A 19,838-nucleotide genomic window follows, 5' to 3' on the forward strand; every position below is an offset into this window, starting at 1 on the left:
ACCTAATTAATCTTAAAGATTTGAGAATAACTTATGAACTTGTACATTTTACTTTAACATAGAAATGATTAAAAGGGGACTATCGTTTCAATGTTAAAAGGGTGTAAAATATTGGAGTACTTGTTCAAAATAACATCCTATTTATGTAGCTGCATATGTACAAAAATTTATATGTAAAAGTACGACGTAAATGAAAATGAAAATGTTTCAAATTTACGAGTAACAGCATATAATAACTAATGTATTGTATTATTGGGGGAGTGAGCCTATGGCAAGAAAACAAAAAACTGCGGATGATTTTATACATCATTTATTTGTACATATGAATGATGTTGATCATTTTGTGATATTCAGTGGCCTGACGTTAAAGCAGTTTATTCGCTCTGTCGACCCCATACCAAATTTATTGCTGCTAAAGCACGGCTACGATGACGGATTATTTAATATGCATACTCAGTTCGATTTTGTATCAATTGATGAAATCGCTAAATTTGTTAAAAAAATGGATGATACGGACGGCGACTTATGCTGGATTGATTTTACAGGGGAAAGGGATGTGAATCAGCTAACAGCAATGGAACAAGCGGAATTGCTTTACATTAGCCACAAAAAAGAACCAATTCACACTCCGTTCTTTGCCAAATTGCAGAATCGATACCTGTATTATTCATCGGAAAATGACAAATTAACAAAAGTCTATTTTCGATATCTAAATGATTCGGAATACCTTGTATCCAATTTATTTAACCATCTAGTAAAAGAAAAAGAAGGCAACGGTAGTTTTTGGCGTAGAAAATCAAAGGATGCGATTCCCACTTTAGATCCAGTAGTGTTAAAGGCATATAGACCTTTTATAAAAGAAGGCGCCTTGCTATCTCTATACAAAATGGAGAAGCAAAATAACTGTTATGGTGTTGAAATACGTACTCTTTCCGACTATGATTATCCTGATGAAGTTTGGGATGATTTAGATGTTATATTAAAACAAAACTACGATGAACTAATCAAAATCACTTAAAACTTTCTGTCACAGCACATTTTTGACAGGGAGTTTTTTCGCTTTATTTGAATAGGTGCAACTAAGAATTCTTGCGAAACGTCTTTTTGGTAAACCAAGTTTTCTAACAAATCGGTTTTCGTGTTAAACTAGAACTACTCAATATTTGGAGGTCAAAAAATGAAAAAGCGCGTTGGTTTATTATATGGAGGGAAGTCTGCTGAGCATGAGGTGTCATTATCTACAGCGACTGCCGTTTCAAAAGCTATTGATTATAACAAATATGAAGTATATCCAATCTTCATAACGTTGAACGGTCAATGGCTACGAGGACCTCAATTGACAAAACCAGTTGAATCTATTGAACAATTGCAATTCAATCCTGAAAATACTTCACCTAATAATATTACAGAATTTATCTTAGATAATAATTCACAGGCCCAATTTGATGTAGTGTTTCCGCTATTGCACGGAACAAATGGGGAAGATGGGACCGTACAGGGATTGTTGGAAGTCCTTAATTTCCCATATGTAGGAAACGGAGTGTTAGCCTCTGCAGCCGGTATGGATAAAGTGACGATGAAACAACTATTCAGCGTTGCTGGGTTAAAACAAGTTCCTTATGTTCATTTTATCCGAAAAGAGTGGACTCAATCCCAAAAAGAAATTATCGGAAAATGTGAAGAGGAATTAGGTTGGCCGATGTTTGTTAAACCTGCGAATTTAGGTTCAAGTGTTGGAATTAGCAAAGCGACGAATAGCAGTGAGTTAGTGAAAGCTATCGAGTTTGCTTTCCAATACGACCGTAAAGTAATTGTTGAACAAGGAATTATAGCCCGCGAAATTGAAATGGGTGTGTTGGGCAATGATGAACCGGAAGTTTCTGTAGCAGGCGAAATCAAACCTATGACCGATTTTTATGATTATGATTCAAAATATAAAGATGGTTCAACTGCACTCATCATTCCTGCCGAAATTTCTTCTGATGTGGAAAGTACGATGAAGGACATGGCCATCCGTGCATTCAAGATTCTCGATTGCTCTGGACTTGTTCGTTCAGACTTCTTTGTAACGGAAAATAATGAGGTTTATATAAATGAAGTAAACACGATGCCTGGTTTTACTCCAGTAAGCATGTATCCGCTATTATGGCAGCATACGGATGTAAGTTATCCACAATTAATTGATAAGTTGATCGAGTTAGCGATTGAACGACATACAGAAAAACAACAACTACAATATAACCGAGATTAGAGTGAATTGACATGAAAAGAACAGTAAAAGAAATTGCCGATTGGTTAAATGTTGATTTTGCAGGGGACCTTGACACGATTGTAACGGGTGTCTCGATAGATACCCGAACAATTTCAAATGGGGATTTATTTATTCCTTTTCGTGGCGAGTCGGTAAATGGGCATAAATATGTAGAGCAAGCATTTCAAAAAGGGGCATCCGCAACTCTTTGGTTAAAGGATGAACCCAACCCGCCAAGCGATAGACCTGTTTTATTCGTTGATGATGCTGAACTGGCACTTCAGGCAATGGCTCGTGCATATCGTCATTTACACCAAGCAAAGTTTATTGGTGTAACGGGTTCAAACGGTAAAACTTCTTCCAAAGATATACTAGCCGGTATGCTGGCGCCTTTTTATAAAGTTCAAAAAACAATCGGTAATTTTAATAATCAGTTAGGCTTACCTATTACAATATTAAATCTTGACGAAGATACTGAAATTGCTGTGTTGGAAATGGGAATGAGTGGTTTTGGCGAAATTGAATTCTTAACAAAACTTGCGAATCCCCACTACGCCGTGATTACAAATATCGGAGAAGCTCATATGCAGGATCTTGGTTCGCGAGAAGGGATTGCCAAAGCGAAATTCGAGATTGTTCTTGGCTTAGGTTCAGATGGAATTCTGTTCTTTGATGGTGATGAGCCTTTACTGCAAAGTTTAGTAAAAGAACAACACGGACTTATGTCTAAAGGTTTTGGCTTCAACTCTTCCAATGCTTTAGTTGCAACAGCAATTGAAACGACCGAAAAAGGAAGCCGCTTTACTGTTAGCGGCGAGGTAAATGGTGAATTCTTTATCCCTGTGCTAGGCAAGCATCAAGTGAAAAACAGTTTAAATGCAATATTATTAGGAAACAGTCTTGGTTTGACTGAACAGCAAATCCGTGAAGGTCTATCCCAAGTAGCCCTGACAGATATGCGTATGCAGTTAGTTCCTGCCAATAAAGGGATTTTGTTTATTAATGATGCATACAATGCTGCGCCTACCTCTATGACGGCGGCTATTCAATTTGTCCAATCAACATCTTTGCGTGAGGATAAGTGGCTAGTTCTTGGAGATATGCTTGAGCTTGGTGATGATGAAAAGCGATTCCATGAGCAAATTGCAAGTGTCATTGATGAAAATGAGATCTCGAGAGTTTGCCTATTCGGGCCAAGAATGAAATGGCTATATGACCAATTAGAAGAGAAGATGGCAAGCGAAAAGTTAATTCATACCGATAGTGATTATAACGAGATTGTAGAATATATAGATAAGCATGCAAATGAAAAAACATTAATCTTATTAAAAGGCTCTCGGGGAATGAAGTTGGAAACCATTTTAAATTCATTTAAGTAACTGGGAGAACATTAAGGCACTTTCAAGTCAATTTTGACTTGAAAGTGCCTTTTTTGCGAAAGTAACGGGATTACCCAGCAAAAAGTTAAATAGGATGTAGCGAGTGGCAGAAGATGCAATACATGGGCAATTAAAAGTTCGCGAATTATTTAAACGCTTCAAGAGCAATATAAGACAGTACCAGTTAGTGCAAGTGCTTTGAACAAAAAAGTGCCATCCGGTTAGTAGGATTTATGGAAAACGATGAAGATTTTAAGTACTTTAAAATAATTACTCGCTGCAAGTTGAAAAAAGTTTTATTCCGTACTTAATGGGAAAAGTTATACTGAAAGAAATAATTTAATCTGACTAATGGTTTTCTTAACTTTTCGTCATGGAAAACGAAAATTAAGAATATTATAACAAGAGCAATTTCGTTGCAATGCAGTTAAGAGCCGTGATAGACTATGAGAAGCAATGGATACATTTTGTGCGAAGGCTCTTCACAAAACATGATGAAGAGTGCTTTTTTTTGAATTTAACGGTTTTATTCTATTTTTATTTAGCTTTAAACATAAGAAGATGGGTAGAATGAACCGCTCGGCAAAGACCGGGCTTTCCCTTTCATATAAAATCGCTCTCTGATCAAAGACAGAGAATTATTAAGTATCGGAAACGTTCCAAACTTAGGCTCGAAGTTTGCCGCATTTCATCTGAAAATGTAACCATTTGTCAACTTAAAGGAAAAAGGAGATTGAAGAGTTTGACAAATTTTTCAGAATTAAATATTAGCGAATCGACATTGCGTTCATTGAAACGTATGGGATTTGAAGAAGCGACACCAATCCAAGAAGGCACTATTAAGTTTGCACTGGAAGGCCGTGACGTATTAGGTCAAGCGCAAACTGGTACTGGTAAAACTGCTGCTTTCGGAATACCACTAATTGAAAAAATTGACCCGAAAAACCCAAATATTCAAGCATTGATTATTGCCCCTACTCGTGAATTAGCAATCCAGGTTTCAGAAGAACTATATAAAATTGGTTATGATAAACGCGTTAAATTATTATCTGTATATGGTGGACAAGAAATCGGACGCCAAATTCGTGCGTTAAAAAATAAACCACAGATTATTGTAGGTACTCCTGGTCGTATCCAAGATCATATTAACCGTCACACATTAAAGCTTGACCAAGTTCAAACACTTGTATTGGATGAAGCAGATGAAATGTTGAACATGGGCTTTATCGATGATATTAATGCAATCTTGGAAAACGTTCCTGAAGAACGCCAAACATTGCTATTCTCGGCTACAATGCCGCCTGCAATCCGCAAAATTGCAACCAACTTCATGAAAAACCCTGAAGAAGTGAAAATCAAGTCAAAAGAAATGACAGTTGAGAATATTGAGCAATTTTTCGTAAAAGCTCAAGAACGCGAAAAGTTCGATGTATTAACTCGTATCTTAAACGTTCACCAACCAGAACTTGCAATCATTTTCGGTCGTACAAAACGCCGTGTTGATGAATTATCCCAAGCACTAAGTATTCGTGGATATGTTGCAGAAGGAATTCACGGTGACTTAAGCCAAGCAAAACGTATGTCTGTACTGCGTCAATTTAAAGAAAATAAAATCGACATCTTAGTTGCGACAGACGTAGCTGCACGTGGTCTTGATATTTCTGGTGTAACTCACGTATATAACTTTGACATTCCTCAAGATCCAGAGAGCTATGTTCACCGTATTGGCCGTACTGGCCGTGCTGGTAAATCAGGACTTGCAGTTACTTTCGTAACACCGCGTGAAATGGGTTACTTGCGTATTGTTGAAGAAACAACGAAAAAACGTATGACACCACTTCGTCCACCAAGTGAATCAGAAGCACTTGTTGGCCAACAAAAAGTTGCTATGGAAAAGTTGGTTGAAATCGTTCAAGCAAACGAATTAAATGACTATCGTATTTTGGCGAATGAGTTATTGGAAGAACACAGTGCGGTTGATTTAGTAGCAGCGGCTATTAAATCGATGACAAAAGAGCCTGATGAGACACCGGTAACAATTTCTGAAGAGCGTCCATTACCAGCTCGCAAAGAACGTTCAGGTGGTGGCCGTGGCCGTGGAGGAGACTCTCGCGGTGGTCGTCGTGACTTCGGTCGTGGCGGAAGAAGCGGCGGCGGTGCACGCCGTGACGGAGGTCGCAGAGAAGGCGGTCGTCGTGAAGGTGGCCGTAAAGAAGGAGATCGCCGACGTTCTTCTTCAAGTACACCACGCCGTCGTGAAGACTAATTAATTTAACAAAGTGCCCTTTAGGGGGCACTTTTTTTGTGCATTTATCTGAATAGCTCTCCACACTATAAAATTTTTTGAATAGATTGAAACAATTTTATATTTCATTCGTATAAGATGGAAAGAAGGGGTGATTTTGTGCGTGACCAATTAATTCATCAAATACCTAGAAAAGGTTTGACCGTATGGCGGTTATATGGCCTATTTAATACTTTAGTAGTAGCAGTTGCAATGGGGGTCGCATGTTTTCTGACGTTTCATTTTGATTGGCCCTCTTTTATTTTTTACATAGCAATTGCTCTCGCCCTTATCGTTGCCCTCACTTCCATCTGGCTATTTCCAAATATTCGCTGGGATCATTGGAGATATGAAGTTCGGGAGCATGAGATTGAAATTCAGAGCGGCCTTTTTATCGTCAAGCGGACCTTGATTCCGATGGTTCGTGTTCAGCATGTTGATACATCGCAAGGGCCAATATTAAAAAAGTATGATTTGGCAAACATTTCGATTTCAACAGCCGCTACAACACATATTATCCCGATGTTAGTTACAAACGATGCGGACAGCTTGCGGTCCCGTATTTCAATCTTGGCAAGGGTGGCGGAAGATGATGTCTGAGCAGCGTTTTAAATTGCATCCGGTTTCCGCAGTCGTTGATTTTGTTAAGGGGTTAAAGGATTTAATCATACCTTTTTTGATACTCTTTTTTGCAAACGGTTTTAATGTGAATTTCAATCCGGGGGATGGCAGCTTTTGGTCAAATCTCGTTCCTATAGGTATCTTGCTGCTGGTTATTTTAGTTGGCCTCATCAATGGAATAATAAAGTGGTGGACGTTCGTGTATTGGTTCGAGGAAGAAGAGCTAAGAGTAGAGTATGGTTTGCTGGTCAAGAAGAAGCGCTATATTCCATTTGATCGAATTCAAAGCTTTAACTATAAAGAAGGCATCTTCCATAGACTATTTGGACTTGTCCAAGTAATGGTGGAAACAGCCGGCAGTACAAACGGCAAGCCTGAGGTTATTTTAACAGCTATAACAAAAGAGGCCGCAAACAAAATCGAACTTGTTACCCGCAAAAGAAATCTAGAAAAGCAGGAAATTGAACTGCGGGATGAATCAGTTGTACCGGTTGAGTCAACGCCAAAAACTGCAAGAATAATTCATAAGATGAACATAAAAGATTTAATCATACTTGCTACTACCTCCAGCAGTATGGGGGTTGTTATAGCCGGCGTTGCAGCGGTACTTTCCCAATTTGCGGAATTTATCCCCTTTGATTGGATATTTGAAGAGGTATCGCACTTTATTAAATTTGGATTTGTTATTGTATCACTAGCAATATTTGTATCGTTTTTATTCACGTGGGTTGTTGCTGTCGTTATTACATTTATTAATTATTATGATTTTACGGTGATAGAGGAAAACGAGCGTTTAACTATAACAAGAGGTTTACTGGAAAAAAAGAGAGTCACGATTCCTCTAAACCGAATTCAAGCAATTAAAATTGTGGAGAACCCTTTAAGGCAAATGTTTGGATTTGCATCAGTAGCTGTAGAAAGTGCAAGTGGAGGATTTGGAGGAGAAGAAAAGAAAATTACGCTCTTTCCATTAATCGGGAAAAAGAATCTATCTAATCCACTTCAAGATTTGTTTCCTCAGTTTGAGTGGCAGCCAACTTTGACCAAACCGCCTAAAAGAGCTAAGCATTTCTTTTATCGAATTGATTTTATTTGGCTCCTGCCGGCAATCGCACTATGCACGTATTTTTGGTTCCCGTATGGGATGTTGTCAGTACTGATTTTTATACCAGTAATACTGATCGGTTTATGGCAATTCAAAACAACGGGTTTTGCTATAAATCATAACCAATTGACGATTCGTTATCGCATTTTTAGCCGAGTGACATTTATTGTGGAAAGAAAACGAATACAAGCTTTGGAGAGCAGGCAGAGTTATTTTCAAAAGAGAAAGAAAATCACTTCTCTCCAGGTAACGGTGATGTCTGGATTGACGGGAGCGAAAGCCAAAGCACCTAATTTAGAAAATGGGGCTGCAGAAGATATAATGAACTGGTTTGAAAAACCATCTATGTGAACTTTGATGGAACATAGTAAAAGGCAATCTCAACTATAGAGAGATTGCCTTTTTCGTATTATTTTTGTCTCCATCGAATAATATTCTTTGGCGAGAAATAGGATAAACCAAGTAAGAAACCGGTAATCAAGCCGCCTATATGCCCTGTAACATTAATGTTGGGGGATATAAACGTAATAATCACACTAATAATAATAAGGGGCATAATTACTTGCTTTAACTGTGGCATGGTGCGGCGTGTATAGTAGACAAGCGCTGCAAAGGCACCAAATATGCCATAAATCGCTCCACTTGCCCCGACGCTGGCATACATACCGTCCTGCATTACATATGTAGCCATATTGCCAAAAATGCCAGCTAGGAAGTAAATCGTCAAAAATCGCATCTTTCCAGCGATTTTTTCAAGCTCAGGACCAAATAAGAATAACGAAAACATATTAAATAACACATGCATGAAGCTGGCGTGAAGAAATAAGGATGTTATAATCCGCCACCATTGGCCATCGCCTATTAAGTAATTCACACTTGCGCCTGAGTAAAAAATTTCATCACCGATATTAGGCAGCATTGTTATAATATAGACGATGAAATTTATCGCAATAATCGTTGATACAACTGGATATAGCTTTAAAAACTGATTGAAATTTTCTCTACGAATAAACATGTATTCACCTCATATCTAAGGATATTATACATTGTATTTTATTAATAATAAAAGGAGAACTTCCATATGATAAAAGGAATTGGACTAGATATAGCAGAAATCCCAAGAATTAAGAAAGCAATGGATCGTTCGGAAAAATTTGAACAAAGAATTCTATCCGAACGGGAACTGAAACTATTTTACCAACTATCCGAACTAAGAAAAGTTGAATTTTTGGCGGGGAGGTTTGCAGCGAAGGAGGCATTTTCTAAAGCGAATGGTACAGGCATAGGAAAAGGTTGCGAGTTTCACCAGATTGAGGTATTAAAAGATGACTTAGGAAAGCCAACTTTATTTTTCGACGGAGAATCAGTGAGTGGACATGTCAGCATCACACATACAAAAGAGTATGCAGCAGCTCAAGTTATACTAATGCAATAGCTGTAATGTAAAATACAGCTAACCAGAATCTATAGTAATAGGTGATTAATAATTTGTTAAGTTGTCCAAAAGTGATAGCATAAAGTTATCCATCCACTCATATATTTGACGTATCGGAGCTGAAAGTAGAAGAAAGGATGGAGTTTTGCGACACAAATTAATCTTATTTTTTGTCATGTTGTTGGGAGTGCTAATGCTTGCAGCTTGTGGGGGAGGTTCACAAGAAGATGTTCTACAAGATCTAAATGATAAGTGGAACGATGTAAAAGGATATGAGCTCGATGCCACAATGGAAATCAAAACAGGTACTGAACCACGAGTTTATGATGTAAATGTATGGCATACTGAACCGGAATTTTACCGTGTGAAAGTAACTCAGCAAGGCGAAGATGTTACACAGATGATTATTCGGAATGATGAAGGGGTATTTGTAGTAACGCCTTCTCTTAGAAAAACGTACAAGTTCCAAAGCGAATGGCCGAAACAAAATAGCCAAGCCTATCTGATTGGTGCGTTAGCGGAAGACTTATTGGCTGATGAAGGTGCAACAATGGAGGAAGATGATAAGAACTATATCTTCACTGCAGCAACTCGGAATAATCATAAGAGTATTATGCCTACGCAAAAAATTGTTGTGGACAAGAAAACAATGCTGCCTACTTCTGTTTCAGTAGTCAACGAAGCACAAGAAGAACAAATGGTGATTACGTTTAAAAATATTGATCTAGGAATGCAGCATAAGAAAAGTGAATATGCAGTAGAAAACTTCTCTGAGTCAAGTGAAGAAGAAAAAGCCAGCGCAAGTGCGGATGTTCCAACTGAGTTCCAAACTTATTATCCAAATTTAAATTGGGACAATACAAAACTGGCAGATGAAGAAGCAGTGATGGAAAATGGAACAGAACGCGTCATTTTAACTTTCGAAGGTGAAAAATCATTTACACTCGTTCAACAACCTGTTGAATACGGTGAAACAGCAACCCTTCCGGTATATGCACCTGGTGATCCGGCAGATTTAGGCTTTACGATTGGTGCGATTACCGAAAATTCGATTAGTTGGGAACGCGATGGTGTATCATTCTTTGTGGCTTCTAATACATTGACACAAGAGGAAATGGTAGAAGTTGCTGCATCTGTTACGACAGGGGGATTAAAATAAAATCAATACTATATAAGTATTTGATTTAAGATATACAATTATAAAATTTGAGAGGTTAGTCTTCGATGGTGGCCAAATGCACTCTCTAAGACTAACGCTCTCTTCATTTCTTTCAAAATAAAAGTGGTGGACAAGAACACTTATTAAAAATAAAATAAAAATAAAATTGATATTTACAAAAATTTGAAGTTTATAAACACTAAAAGAGGGAATATCAAAAATGCAAAACAAAAAGCACTTCCGACCAACCAAAGCCATCATCAATTTAGATGCAATAAAATACAATGTTAGTCAATTAAAAGAATATTTAAAACCTGAAGTTCAAATAATGGCTGTAGTAAAGGCTAATGCCTACGGACATGGAGATGTTGAAGTAGCGGCGGCAGCTATTGAATCGGGTGCAACCATGTTAGCGGTAGCAACCCCGGAAGAAGCCCTGCATCTTCGAAAAGCATTCCCTGATATTGATCTATTAATTTTAGGTTATGCGCCAGTATCGTTTGCCCCTTTTGCTGCAACTGAAAATATAACTCTAACTGTATTTTCACTTGAATGGGTGCAGCAAGTTAAAGAGTTAAGCCTATCACATCCTTTAAAATTACATATTAAGGTTGATACAGGGATGGGGAGGATAGGCGTCACCCAAATAGACGATCTACGAAACCTATATAATGAAATTACAGTTTCCGGAAAGTTGCTTGTGGATGGAATTTTTACACACTTTGCTACGGCAGATGAAGAGGATGATTCTTATTTCCACCATCAAGTTAGTAGATTTGAAGAGTTTTTAAGTTCCCTGCCAAAAAAGCCGAGACTAGTGCATGCAGCAAATACAGCAACGATGCTAGTAAAAGATCAAACTCTTCAATATGATGCGGTAAGGTTTGGCATTTCAATGTATGGTCTAGCACCTTCTGATTATGTTAAAACAAAATTACCTTTCCCATTGCAAGCTGCTTTCTCATTAGAAACAGAACTTATTGAGGTAAAGAAAGTCCAGGCTGGTCAATCGATTGGCTATGGAGCAGCCTTTACAGCATCAGAGCCGTCATTCATAGGGACAATCCCTATTGGATATGCTGACGGTTTAATTCGAAAATATAGTGGCCAACATGTATTAGTAGATGGCATACGAGTACCGATCATCGGAAGAATTTGTATGGATCAATGTATGTTACTACTACCAACTGCATATAATATAGGTGAAAAAGTAACTTTAATTGGAAAACAAGAAGAAGAAGAAATTACAATCGATGAATGGGCTAAAAAAGGGGATACAATTAACTACGAGGTTCCTTGTATCATTACTTCGAGAGTCCCTAGAATCTACTACAAAAAATAGTAAAATGCGACAAATACTTCAACAAAAACCGATAAAATTACATGGATAGCCAGATTTTTTAATAATTATCTTTTCAACATATCATTTCGATGATAGAATGAGAAATGAATTGAAATGGTACGGTTTTTGTGGAGGTGCTTGTTTTGTACGCGAAAAAAGTAGAAGAAGTAAAGGAAGTATTGGAACTTCCTCAAGAGTTGTTAATGGCATTTAATACACTTGAGCAAAAATCACGAGATAGTGAAAGCTTTGTTTATATTTCATCTCGTCGATTGTCTACGCACAAGCAACCAAATCAAATACGGGAAGCTTTAATGAAAGGCTATGTGGAAATGTCGCAGATCAACCTGAATATTTGTAGCGAATGTCTACATGCAGAGTATGAAGCGGAACATATGGTAGAGCGTCTCGTAAGCGGGGGATGACATTTTGATTGTGAAACGAGGGGACGTGTTTTTTGCAGATCTCTCACCAGTTGTGGGATCTGAACAAGGCGGTACGAGGCCCGTATTAATCCTTCAAAACGATATTGGTAATCGATTTAGTCCAACTGTAATCATCGCCGCGATTACTGCGCAAATTCAAAAGGCAAAATTGCCGACTCATGTCGAAATCGATGCTAAGAAGTATGGTTTCGAACGAAATTCGGTAATTTTGCTTGAACAATTGCGTACTATAGACAAGTCTAGGTTGACGGATCGTATTACTCAATTGGATGAAGAGCTTATGGAAAAAGTGGACGTTGCGCTGGAAATAAGCCTAGGATTATTGAAATTTTAATACATAAAATGTAAAGGTATGACCTAAGAACTAAATCTTTTGGGTCATTCTTTTTTTTAACCTTTTTGTTGAAAACGGTATTGTTAAAAGAGTATTGGTTCGGATATTTGTTAAATTATGGTAAAACGCAGTATAATATCACCATAATTAACTTTCCTTTTGGAAGGATTTGTTAGCTATAATATTTTCAAAATATTTAGTCTATTTATCACTCTAGCTTTGATATTAAGATATTTGATAATATATAATAGAATTATTAACTTATATACATATTGAGAAATTATAATATGCGTTCCGTTAATTTCATTTGCATAATGGGGGTGCAGTGATGAGAGATGCAAGAATCATAGAGATAGTGACAGAATTAGATATAGTAACTGCACGCAAGCTCGGCCGAGATGAGGCAAAAGAAATTGGATTCAACGATGTTGATCAATCACGGATAACAACCGCGATTGGTGAACTCGCAAACAATATATTATTATATGCCCGTGCTGGGAAAATCGTTATAGAAGAAATTGAAGAAAATGGCTCGAAAGGGATTGCCATTTCATCGATTGATAAAGGAGAGGGAATGAAAGAGATCCATAGAGTGCTGGAAGATGATTATTCCTCCGCGAATACTGGCGCAGGGTTACTTGCAGTTAAGAGACTTGTAGATTCTATAGATATTCAGTCGAAAATTGGGAAAGGAACTACTGTCAAAGTTGTGAAATGGCTAAGTTAGGATGTGTGTTTAGTTGGAGCAAATAAGAAAGCAATATAAAAAAATCCTATCGGACTATATTGGAAATCAGAGTGAAAGTGATCTGTATATCGGCCAAAATTTTATTAAGCGCATGATCCAAAAGAATGTAACGCCAGAAGAGGTAATCAGCATACATAAGCGTGCGCTTGAAGAAATATATGATGATATACCTGAGTCAGTATTGCATGGCTATGATTTCCTGATCGAAGTAATGGTACATTTCGGACTAAAGGTTCAAGAACACCAAGCTCTGTTAGCTAAACAAGAAGAACTAAGGATTGAGATGGAAATAGCAACGAAAATCCAGAATCTATTGTTGGAGAATGAAATACCCAGCCCCAGCTGTGTTGATATCGGGATGATTTCAGTACCTCTTCGTAAAATGAATGGAGACTATGTTCATTTTATGCATGATGATGAACGCTATTTAAGTGTTGCTGTGACAGATGTAGTAGGTAAAGGGGTACCGGCTGCACTATGCATGTCTATGGTGAAATATGGATTGGACACTCTGGAATATGCAAACAGCAATCCTTCCTATGTGCTTGAAGTTTTAAATAGAATCATTGAAAAAAGTATAGATGATAGTATGTTTGTTTCATTGTGCTATATCCGTTACAACTTGCAAACAAATGTACTTACATGGAGTTCTGCCGGACATGAACCTTCCCTTTACTATGAGGAAAAGAGCCAATCCTTCCATGACCTGGAGTCCAAGGGGTTATTGCTTGGCATATTGCCGGAAGCCAAATATACCCAACAGGATATTGAATTAAATAGCGGAGATTTCGTTATTATAATGACGGATGGAGTTACAGATTTTCGCAATAGGGAAGAAATTGATTCTCGCCAAATAATCAAAGAACTTGCTTTAGCTAATCGCCATCTTACTGCTCAAGAGATGTGTGAAGTAATTTATAGTGAATTACAGAAGCTGCATGACTTTAAATTAGAAGATGATTTTACAGTTGTAATAATAAAAAAATAATCTTTTTTAAAAAAATAGGTTTAACAATTTTAAAACCGGGAAAAGACCAATAGGTAATTGTGGGAGGTGTCTTAAAATGAATGTTAATGTACAATTTCGAGAAGATGGAGATACACTGTTAGGATATATTGAAGGTGAAATTGATACTTATACAGCTCCAATTTTAAGAGATGAGCTTGAGATGATTCGTTTATCTGAAGGCTTATCAGTAGAATTGGATTTATCAAATGTAAATTATATGGATAGTACAGGTCTTGGAGTATTTGTGGCATTCTATAAAAAGATAGTGAAAGAGAATGCTAGCCTAAAATTAGTTAACCTGTCTTCAAGACTAACTAGGCTATTTGAAATAACAGGACTGAGTGAATTAATGGAAATAGGAGAAGGTGGGGCAACCAATGCGCGCATTTGACTACATCGAAATTAGAGTTCCTGCAAAGCCGCAGTATGTAAGTGTTATAAGATTAACGGTTTCTGGATTAGCTTCACGTGTTGGTTTTTCCTATGATGAGATTGAAGATATGAAAATTGCCGTAAGTGAAGCGGTGACAAACGTGGTACAACATGCTTATGGCAGCCACGAGGATGGAGAAATTGTCATCGGTGTTGCTTTATATGCCGATAAGCTTGAGGTCATGGTATCGGATTATGGACATAGCTTTAACTTCGAGGAGATTAAATCACAGATTGGTCCATATCAAGAAGACGAAAGTGTTGAATTATTAAGAGAGGGCGGACTGGGGCTTTACTTAATGGAGACATTAATGGACGAGGTCAGGGTGAACAATAACGAAGGTGGAGTCACTGTTTTCATGACAAAATATGTCACTAGAGAGCAGGTGAAGGAAAATGTCCAGTCAATCACCAGATAACCGAACTTCTACTGAACAGATATTGAAATGGATAGAACAATATCAACAAACAGAAGAACAAGAGCCTCTAGATCGCTTAGTAATTCATTATCAAAATTTAGTGGAGTCCATTGCTAGGAGATACTCCTACGGCAAAACGAATTACGAGGATATGGTCCAGGTAGGAATGCTTGGACTACTAGGGGCAATTCGACGTTTTGATACGTCATTAGGCAGAAGCTTTGAAGCTTTTGCTGTTCCAACAATCGTTGGAGAAATCAAAAGATTTTTACGTGACAAAACGTGGGATGTTCATGTACCTAGACGCATTAAAGAACTTGGTCCGAAAATTAAAACAGCTGTAGAATTTTTAACCACTAAACTACAGTATTCACCCTCTATTCAAGAAATTGCAGAGTATCTGGAAGTAGAGGAAGAAGATGTTCTGGAAGCAATGGAAATGAGTAAAAGTTACCATGCTCTTTCGATGGATCATTCAATTGACGCGGATTCTGAAGGTGGCACAGTCACACTGATGGATGTAATAGGAAAAGAAGATGATGGCTTCGAACGAACGAATCGTCGGATTGTAGTTTCAGAGGCAATGGAAATCTTAGAAGATCGTGAAAGAGAAATATTGAAGTTAACTTATTATGATCAAATGAGTCAAAAAGAAGCGGGAGAAATGCTAGGAATTTCTCAAATGCATGTATCTCGTATTCAGAGAAAGGCAATTAAAAAATTACAGCAAGTCATCACTGCTGATGGGGTTGTTTAAAAATTAGTTGCTGAATTTAATAAAAAGGACAAGTCTACCCACCAAAATTGGATAAGGGTAGGCTTTTTTATTGAGCTTTTTTATTGAGAATAAATCATAATTTTTTTATTAAGACCCACGGCAAAGTTCAATAATAGAAGAAAGTGGACAGCAAATGGTAAACTAAGTTTATCTCGTCATACTAAAAATGTTTCACTTTATGAAAAATTGAAAGGCTGTGGAATGATGGAACAACACAAAATGCTACAAATGATCGCAACCGAGACAAAGGTTAAAGCACACCAGGCAGAAGCAGTTATTAAATTATTGGAAGACGGAAATACCGTTCCCTTTATAGCTCGCTACCGGAAGGAAGCAACCGGTTCATTGGATGAAGTTCAAATTAAATCGATTGAAGACCGTTATCATTACATACAACAATTAGAACAGCGAAAAGAAGAGGTCATTCGACTGATTGATGAGCAAGGAAAGCTAACTGGAGAGTTACAAGCATCGATTCAAGCAGCTACAGTCCTCCAACGTGTTGAAGATTTATATAGACCATACAAACAAAAACGCCGTACAAAAGCGACAATTGCCAAAGAAAAAGGACTGGAACCCCTCGCTGATGAGTTAATGAAATTTACCAAAGAAGCAATTGAAAAAATGGTCCTTTCCTTCCTTGACGAAGAAAAAGGAGTGGATACGATCGAAGAAGCTTTAATTGGCGCCAAGGACATTTTAGCTGAAAGATTTGCAGATGATGCGCAGGTACGCGACCAAATCAGAAAGCTTTCCTGGAGAGAGGGGAAGATTGTTACTTCAGTCAAGGATACGGAAAAAGATGAGAAGAAAGTATTTGAAATGTACTACGAATATGAAGAACCGGTAAGACAAATTGTGCCGCATAGGACACTAGCCCTTAATCGTGGGGAAAAGGAAGATATTATCAAAGTGGCGATCCATGTTCCTTTGGATAGAGTACTTCAAATCATGGAGAAAGCCTGGGTTCCTTTGAATACATCTTCACCTGCCGTACAGTATGTGAAAGAAGCGGTGGAAGATGGATACAAACGGTTAATTCAACCTTCCATTGAACGCGAATTACGTAGTGAGTTGACTGAAAAGGCGGAAGGACAGGCAATACATATTTTTGCCGAAAATTTAAAGAGTCTATTATTACAGCCACCAATGCGCGGCAAGATGGTTTTAGGTGTTGACCCAGCTTATCGAACAGGATGTAAATTGGCAGTCGTGGATGAAACGGGTAAAATGCTCGAAGTAACAGCAATTTATCCGCACCCTCCGAAGCCGGATGTGGCAAAATCAAAAGCAGTGGTGAAAGCTATATTAGATAAATATCCAATTTCAATTGTAGCAATCGGCAATGGAACGGCATCACGTGAGACAGAACAGTTTGTTGCCGACGTATTAAAAGAAGTAGAGAAAGACATTGCCTATGTCATCGTCAATGAGGCTGGGGCTTCCGTATATTCAGCTTCCGAAGTTGCAAGAAACGAATTTCCGAATTTACAAGTGGAACAGAGAAGTGCGGTTTCAATCGCCCGCCGTTTACAAGATCCATTATCGGAGCTAGTTAAAATTGAACCGAAAGCTGTTGGTGTCGGCCAATATCAACATGATGTTTCCCAAAAAAAATTAGCAGAGTCTTTAACATTTATAGTAGAAACCGCGGTTAACCAGGTAGGGGTAGATGTGAATACTGCATCATCTTCTCTCCTGCAATATGTTTCGGGTTTATCGAAAACTGTTGCAGAAAATATCGTAAATGCCCGGAGTGAAAGCGGGAAATTTACATCTCGGGCACAATTAAAGAAAATTCCGCGTTTAGGTGCCAAAACCTATGAACAAGCAATTGGTTTCTTGCGTATAGCAGAGGCCAAAAACCCTCTTGACGCTACCGGGATTCACCCTGAAAGCTATAAACTGGCTGAAGATATACTGGCAAGTGTCGGTTTGTCGAAAAAGGATGTTGGTTCAAAACAATGTGAGGAAGCACTTGCTAGATTAGATGTGAAAACTTTAAGTGAGCAACTAGCTGTAGGGGAAGTTACAGTAAAGGATATTGTGGATACTTTAATGAAACCATCTCGGGATCCGCGAGATGCATTCCCTCAGCCATTGTTAAAAACGGATGTATTAAAAATGGAAGACTTGCAGGTAGGAATGGAGCTGCAAGGAACAGTCCGAAACGTGGTTGATTTTGGTGCCTTTGTTGATATCGGAGTAAAACAAGATGGCCTGGTCCATATTTCCAAACTGCAAAAACGTCGCATCAAGCATCCTTTAGAGGTTGTTTCTTTAGGAGATATTGTAACCGTATGGGTAGACAAAGTAGAAGTAAATAAAGGCCGTATAGCGTTAACAATGATAGCGCCTGAAAAACAGGCTGAAGTAATTCAGTAAGTTTTTGAATTGAATGAGTTGCCCCAGTTAATATGGAAACCATTAACTGGGGTGTTTATTATCCATGGCTGGAGATTTAACTTTGACCGAATGATAGGATAAGTATTCTTGGAGGGGAATTAGATGACGGATCAAGAACTGCAATTGTTGGTAGAGGAACTCTCGCTTCATTATTTTGAGCTGCCCTTTTTGCATAAAGCCTATTTTAATAGCAGATTACGAACAACGGGTGGGCGTTACCTTCTAAGAAATCATAATATTGAATTCAATAAAAAATCCTATGAAATTTTTGGCCTGGAAGAATTACGTGGAATTATCCTACACGAACTATGCCATTACCATCTGCATATTAGAGGGATGGGCTATAAACATCGGGACGCAGATTTCCGGGCATTGTTGAAAAAAGTTGGAGCACCCCGGTTCTGTTCTACTATTGAAGTGAATAAAAAGCGGACTAGCAATAAAACATACATATATGAATGTGTCGATTGTAAACAGAGGTACCCTCGAAAGAAAAGAATGAGCGTGACTAAATATCGATGCGGTAAATGTAGAGGGCGTTTAATAGAAATTGCAGCAGAGTAATGGTTGTTAGTGGGGAGCTTAAGTGCGAATCAAAAGAAGATGCTTTTACTAAAATGAATTTAAAATGTATGTTTTCTTAAAAAAATGTACATTATAGGAAAGCTATTTCTTTTTACGCAAGTTTGAAAGTCTTGATATATAAGGGTTTCTGAGAACTTTGAAAGAAATGAAAAAAAGTTTTAGTAAAAGTGTTGACTTTGTTTATAAGTGTCTCTATAATAATAAAAGTCGACAAGATAAGTCGCGAACGAAATATTCCGAAGTAGCTCAGTGGTAGAGCAATCGGCTGTTAACCGATCGGTCGTAGGTTCGAGTCCTACCTTCGGAGCCATGGCCCGTTGGTCAAGTGGTTAAGACACCGCCCTTTCACGGCGGTAACACGGGTTCGAATCCCGTACGGGTCACCACTTATATTTAAATAGAAATAAAGCAATTTGGTCCCGTGGTGTAGCGGTTAACATGCCTGCCTGTCACGCAGGAGATCGCCGGTTCGATCCCGGTCGGGACCGCCATTGTTGGGGTATAGCCAAGCGGTAAGGCAACGGATTTTGATTCCGTCATGCCCAGGTTCGAATCCTGGTACCCCAGCCATTTATACGAGCCATTAGCTCAGTGGTAGAGCATCTGACTTTTAATCAGAGGGTCGAAGGTTCAAGTCCTTCATGGCTCACCAGTTTTTTCTTGACATTGCTCGAGAATGGTGTATAATTAGTAGAGTCTTCATTTTAAACGCGGTCGTGGCGGAATGGCAGACGCGCTAGGTTGAGGGCCTAGTGGGGGCAACCCCGTGGAGGTTCAAGTCCTCTCGGCCGCACCAAGCAGCACATTTCAAATAAGCGCCCGTAGCTCAATTGGATAGAGCGTCTGACTACGGATCAGAAGGTTGTGGGTTCGACTCCTGCCGGGCGCGCCATAATAATTTTAATATGCGGGTGTAGTTTAATGGTAAAACCTCAGCCTTCCAAGCTGATGTCGTGAGTTCGATTCTCATCACCCGCTCCATAATTTATGAACCTTGAAAACTGAACAACAAAACGTTAATGAATACAGTTTCTTCTATTAAGTTAGGGAAACAAAATTTTGGACATCAAAATTGATGCCAGCAACAAATTTGAGCTTTATCAAA

At 38.3% G+C, this 19,838-nt stretch carries 19 protein-coding genes and 8 tRNA genes; 26 read left to right on the top strand and 1 reads right to left on the bottom strand.

The features are described from left to right. Nucleotides 1-268: 268 nt before the first annotated feature. The 6 genes from QYB95_RS18105 (at nucleotide 269) to QYB95_RS18130 (ending at nucleotide 7,991) form a co-directional block, all read left to right on the top strand. Complete coding sequence (locus QYB95_RS18105) at nucleotides 269-1,018, top strand: hypothetical protein (protein WP_301139775.1); 750 nt, start codon at nucleotides 269-271, stop codon at nucleotides 1,016-1,018. Between the two features lie 159 nt (nucleotides 1,019-1,177). Further along, entirely contained in the window at nucleotides 1,178-2,251 is a 1,074-nt protein-coding gene (locus QYB95_RS18110) for a D-alanine--D-alanine ligase (RefSeq protein WP_301139776.1), read from the top strand. A gap of 11 nt (nucleotides 2,252-2,262) precedes the next feature. Then, nucleotides 2,263-3,630, top strand: coding sequence for a UDP-N-acetylmuramoyl-tripeptide--D-alanyl-D-alanine ligase (locus QYB95_RS18115; protein ID WP_301139777.1), 1,368 nt, complete (start codon nucleotides 2,263-2,265; stop codon nucleotides 3,628-3,630). A gap of 742 nt (nucleotides 3,631-4,372) precedes the next feature. Then, the gene (cshA, locus tag QYB95_RS18120; protein ID WP_301139778.1) at nucleotides 4,373-5,896 is read left to right on the top strand and encodes a degradosome RNA helicase CshA; all 1,524 of its coding nucleotides are present in this window, start codon (nucleotides 4,373-4,375) and stop codon (nucleotides 5,894-5,896) included. Between the two features lie 138 nt (nucleotides 5,897-6,034). After that, nucleotides 6,035-6,514, top strand: a complete 480-nt coding sequence (locus QYB95_RS18125) for a PH domain-containing protein (protein ID WP_301139779.1) — start codon at nucleotides 6,035-6,037, stop codon at nucleotides 6,512-6,514. Beyond that, entirely contained in the window at nucleotides 6,504-7,991 is a 1,488-nt protein-coding gene (locus QYB95_RS18130; protein ID WP_345783734.1) for a PH domain-containing protein, read from the top strand. The genes QYB95_RS18125 and QYB95_RS18130 overlap by 11 nt, the downstream gene beginning before the upstream one ends. 58 nt (nucleotides 7,992-8,049) lie before the next feature. Here QYB95_RS18130 and QYB95_RS18135 read toward each other — a convergent pair whose 3' ends face one another. Further along, entirely contained in the window at nucleotides 8,050-8,655 is a 606-nt protein-coding gene (locus tag QYB95_RS18135) for a rhomboid family intramembrane serine protease (protein WP_301139780.1), read from the bottom strand. Between the two features lie 66 nt (nucleotides 8,656-8,721). Between QYB95_RS18135 and acpS the strand changes: the two genes are divergently transcribed. The 20 genes from acpS to QYB95_RS18235 all read left to right on the top strand — a co-directional run bounded on the left by acpS (nucleotide 8,722) and on the right by QYB95_RS18235 (nucleotide 19,714). After that, nucleotides 8,722-9,075: a holo-ACP synthase gene (gene acpS, locus QYB95_RS18140; RefSeq protein ID WP_301139781.1), complete on the top strand. Its 354-nt coding sequence runs from the start codon at nucleotides 8,722-8,724 to the stop codon at nucleotides 9,073-9,075. 145 nt (nucleotides 9,076-9,220) lie between these two features. Next, nucleotides 9,221-10,234 carry a LolA family protein gene (locus tag QYB95_RS18145; RefSeq protein WP_301139782.1) on the top strand — a complete coding sequence of 338 codons (1,014 nt, stop codon included), beginning with the start codon at nucleotides 9,221-9,223 and terminating at the stop codon, nucleotides 10,232-10,234. 220 nt (nucleotides 10,235-10,454) lie between these two features. Further along, complete coding sequence (gene alr / locus QYB95_RS18150; protein WP_301139783.1) at nucleotides 10,455-11,576, top strand: alanine racemase; 1,122 nt, start codon at nucleotides 10,455-10,457, stop codon at nucleotides 11,574-11,576. 203 nt (nucleotides 11,577-11,779) lie between these two features. Beyond that, entirely contained in the window at nucleotides 11,780-12,001 is a 222-nt protein-coding gene (locus QYB95_RS18155; protein WP_425609226.1) for a hypothetical protein, read from the top strand. Between the two features lie 4 nt (nucleotides 12,002-12,005). After that, a complete protein-coding gene (locus QYB95_RS18160; protein ID WP_301139785.1) occupies nucleotides 12,006-12,356 on the top strand; it encodes a type II toxin-antitoxin system PemK/MazF family toxin in 351 nt (116 codons plus the stop codon). Between the two features lie 328 nt (nucleotides 12,357-12,684). Then, nucleotides 12,685-13,083, top strand: a complete 399-nt coding sequence (locus QYB95_RS18165; protein WP_301139786.1) for an anti-sigma regulatory factor — start codon at nucleotides 12,685-12,687, stop codon at nucleotides 13,081-13,083. Nucleotides 13,084-13,096: 13 nt separating this feature from the next. Beyond that, on the top strand, nucleotides 13,097-14,092 hold the full coding sequence (locus QYB95_RS18170; protein ID WP_301139787.1) for a PP2C family protein-serine/threonine phosphatase: 996 nt from the start codon (nucleotides 13,097-13,099) through the stop codon (nucleotides 14,090-14,092). 76 nt (nucleotides 14,093-14,168) lie between these two features. Further along, nucleotides 14,169-14,504, top strand: a complete 336-nt coding sequence (locus tag QYB95_RS18175) for an STAS domain-containing protein (RefSeq protein ID WP_301139788.1) — start codon at nucleotides 14,169-14,171, stop codon at nucleotides 14,502-14,504. Beyond that, complete coding sequence (rsbW, locus tag QYB95_RS18180) at nucleotides 14,491-14,964, top strand: anti-sigma B factor RsbW (protein WP_301139789.1); 474 nt, start codon at nucleotides 14,491-14,493, stop codon at nucleotides 14,962-14,964. The genes QYB95_RS18175 and rsbW overlap by 14 nt, the downstream gene beginning before the upstream one ends. Further along, a complete protein-coding gene (gene sigB, locus QYB95_RS18185) occupies nucleotides 14,942-15,721 on the top strand; it encodes an RNA polymerase sigma factor SigB (protein ID WP_301139790.1) in 780 nt (259 codons plus the stop codon). Before rsbW ends, sigB begins: the two co-directional genes overlap by 23 nt. 225 nt (nucleotides 15,722-15,946) lie before the next feature. Continuing rightward, nucleotides 15,947-18,127: a Tex family protein gene (locus QYB95_RS18190; RefSeq protein WP_301139795.1), complete on the top strand. Its 2,181-nt coding sequence runs from the start codon at nucleotides 15,947-15,949 to the stop codon at nucleotides 18,125-18,127. Between the two features lie 123 nt (nucleotides 18,128-18,250). Next, the gene (locus QYB95_RS18195) at nucleotides 18,251-18,712 is read left to right on the top strand and encodes a SprT family protein (RefSeq protein WP_301139791.1); all 462 of its coding nucleotides are present in this window, start codon (nucleotides 18,251-18,253) and stop codon (nucleotides 18,710-18,712) included. 256 nt (nucleotides 18,713-18,968) lie between these two features. After that, a tRNA-Asn gene (locus QYB95_RS18200) sits at nucleotides 18,969-19,043 on the top strand. A 1-nt stretch (nucleotide 19,044) separates the two neighbouring features. Beyond that, nucleotides 19,045-19,119 (top strand) — tRNA-Glu (locus QYB95_RS18205). 29 nt (nucleotides 19,120-19,148) lie between these two features. Beyond that, nucleotides 19,149-19,224 (top strand) — tRNA-Asp (locus QYB95_RS18210). Between the two features lie 4 nt (nucleotides 19,225-19,228). Then, nucleotides 19,229-19,303 (top strand) — tRNA-Gln (locus QYB95_RS18215). Between the two features lie 7 nt (nucleotides 19,304-19,310). Beyond that, nucleotides 19,311-19,385 (top strand) — tRNA-Lys (locus QYB95_RS18220). A 58-nt stretch (nucleotides 19,386-19,443) separates the two neighbouring features. Then, a tRNA-Leu gene (locus QYB95_RS18225) sits at nucleotides 19,444-19,529 on the top strand. A 19-nt stretch (nucleotides 19,530-19,548) separates the two neighbouring features. Beyond that, nucleotides 19,549-19,625, top strand: a tRNA-Arg gene (locus QYB95_RS18230). 15 nt (nucleotides 19,626-19,640) lie between these two features. Then, nucleotides 19,641-19,714: transfer RNA gene (locus tag QYB95_RS18235), tRNA-Gly, on the top strand. Nucleotides 19,715-19,838 lie beyond the last annotated feature (124 nt).

The sequence above is a fragment of the Ureibacillus aquaedulcis genome, assembly GCF_030418165.1.
GTDB lineage: Bacteria > Bacillota > Bacilli > Bacillales_A > Planococcaceae > Ureibacillus > Ureibacillus aquaedulcis.

Bases quoted from the DNA above. Each gene is read 5' to 3' on its own strand.
- rsbW (WP_301139789.1), top strand. From the start codon at position 14,491: ATGCGCGCATTTGACTACATCGAAATTAGAGTTCCTGCAAAGCCGCAG.
- QYB95_RS18155 (WP_425609226.1), top strand. From the start codon at position 11,780: ATGGCATTTAATACACTTGAGCAAAAATCACGAGATAGTGAAAGCTTT.
- QYB95_RS18165 (WP_301139786.1), top strand. From the start codon at position 12,685: ATGAGAGATGCAAGAATCATAGAGATAGTGACAGAATTAGATATAGTA.
- QYB95_RS18135 (WP_301139780.1), bottom strand. From the start codon at position 8,655: ATGTTTATTCGTAGAGAAAATTTCAATCAGTTTTTAAAGCTATATCCA.
- QYB95_RS18175 (WP_301139788.1), top strand. From the start codon at position 14,169: ATGAATGTTAATGTACAATTTCGAGAAGATGGAGATACACTGTTAGGA.
- sigB (WP_301139790.1), top strand. From the start codon at position 14,942: ATGTCCAGTCAATCACCAGATAACCGAACTTCTACTGAACAGATATTG.
- acpS (WP_301139781.1), top strand. From the start codon at position 8,722: ATGATAAAAGGAATTGGACTAGATATAGCAGAAATCCCAAGAATTAAG.
- QYB95_RS18190 (WP_301139795.1), top strand. From the start codon at position 15,947: ATGGAACAACACAAAATGCTACAAATGATCGCAACCGAGACAAAGGTT.
- QYB95_RS18130 (WP_345783734.1), top strand. From the start codon at position 6,504: ATGATGTCTGAGCAGCGTTTTAAATTGCATCCGGTTTCCGCAGTCGTT.
- QYB95_RS18115 (WP_301139777.1), top strand. From the start codon at position 2,263: ATGAAAAGAACAGTAAAAGAAATTGCCGATTGGTTAAATGTTGATTTT.
- QYB95_RS18110 (WP_301139776.1), top strand. From the start codon at position 1,178: ATGAAAAAGCGCGTTGGTTTATTATATGGAGGGAAGTCTGCTGAGCAT.
- alr (WP_301139783.1), top strand. From the start codon at position 10,455: ATGCAAAACAAAAAGCACTTCCGACCAACCAAAGCCATCATCAATTTA.
- QYB95_RS18105 (WP_301139775.1), top strand. From the start codon at position 269: ATGGCAAGAAAACAAAAAACTGCGGATGATTTTATACATCATTTATTT.
- QYB95_RS18195 (WP_301139791.1), top strand. From the start codon at position 18,251: ATGACGGATCAAGAACTGCAATTGTTGGTAGAGGAACTCTCGCTTCAT.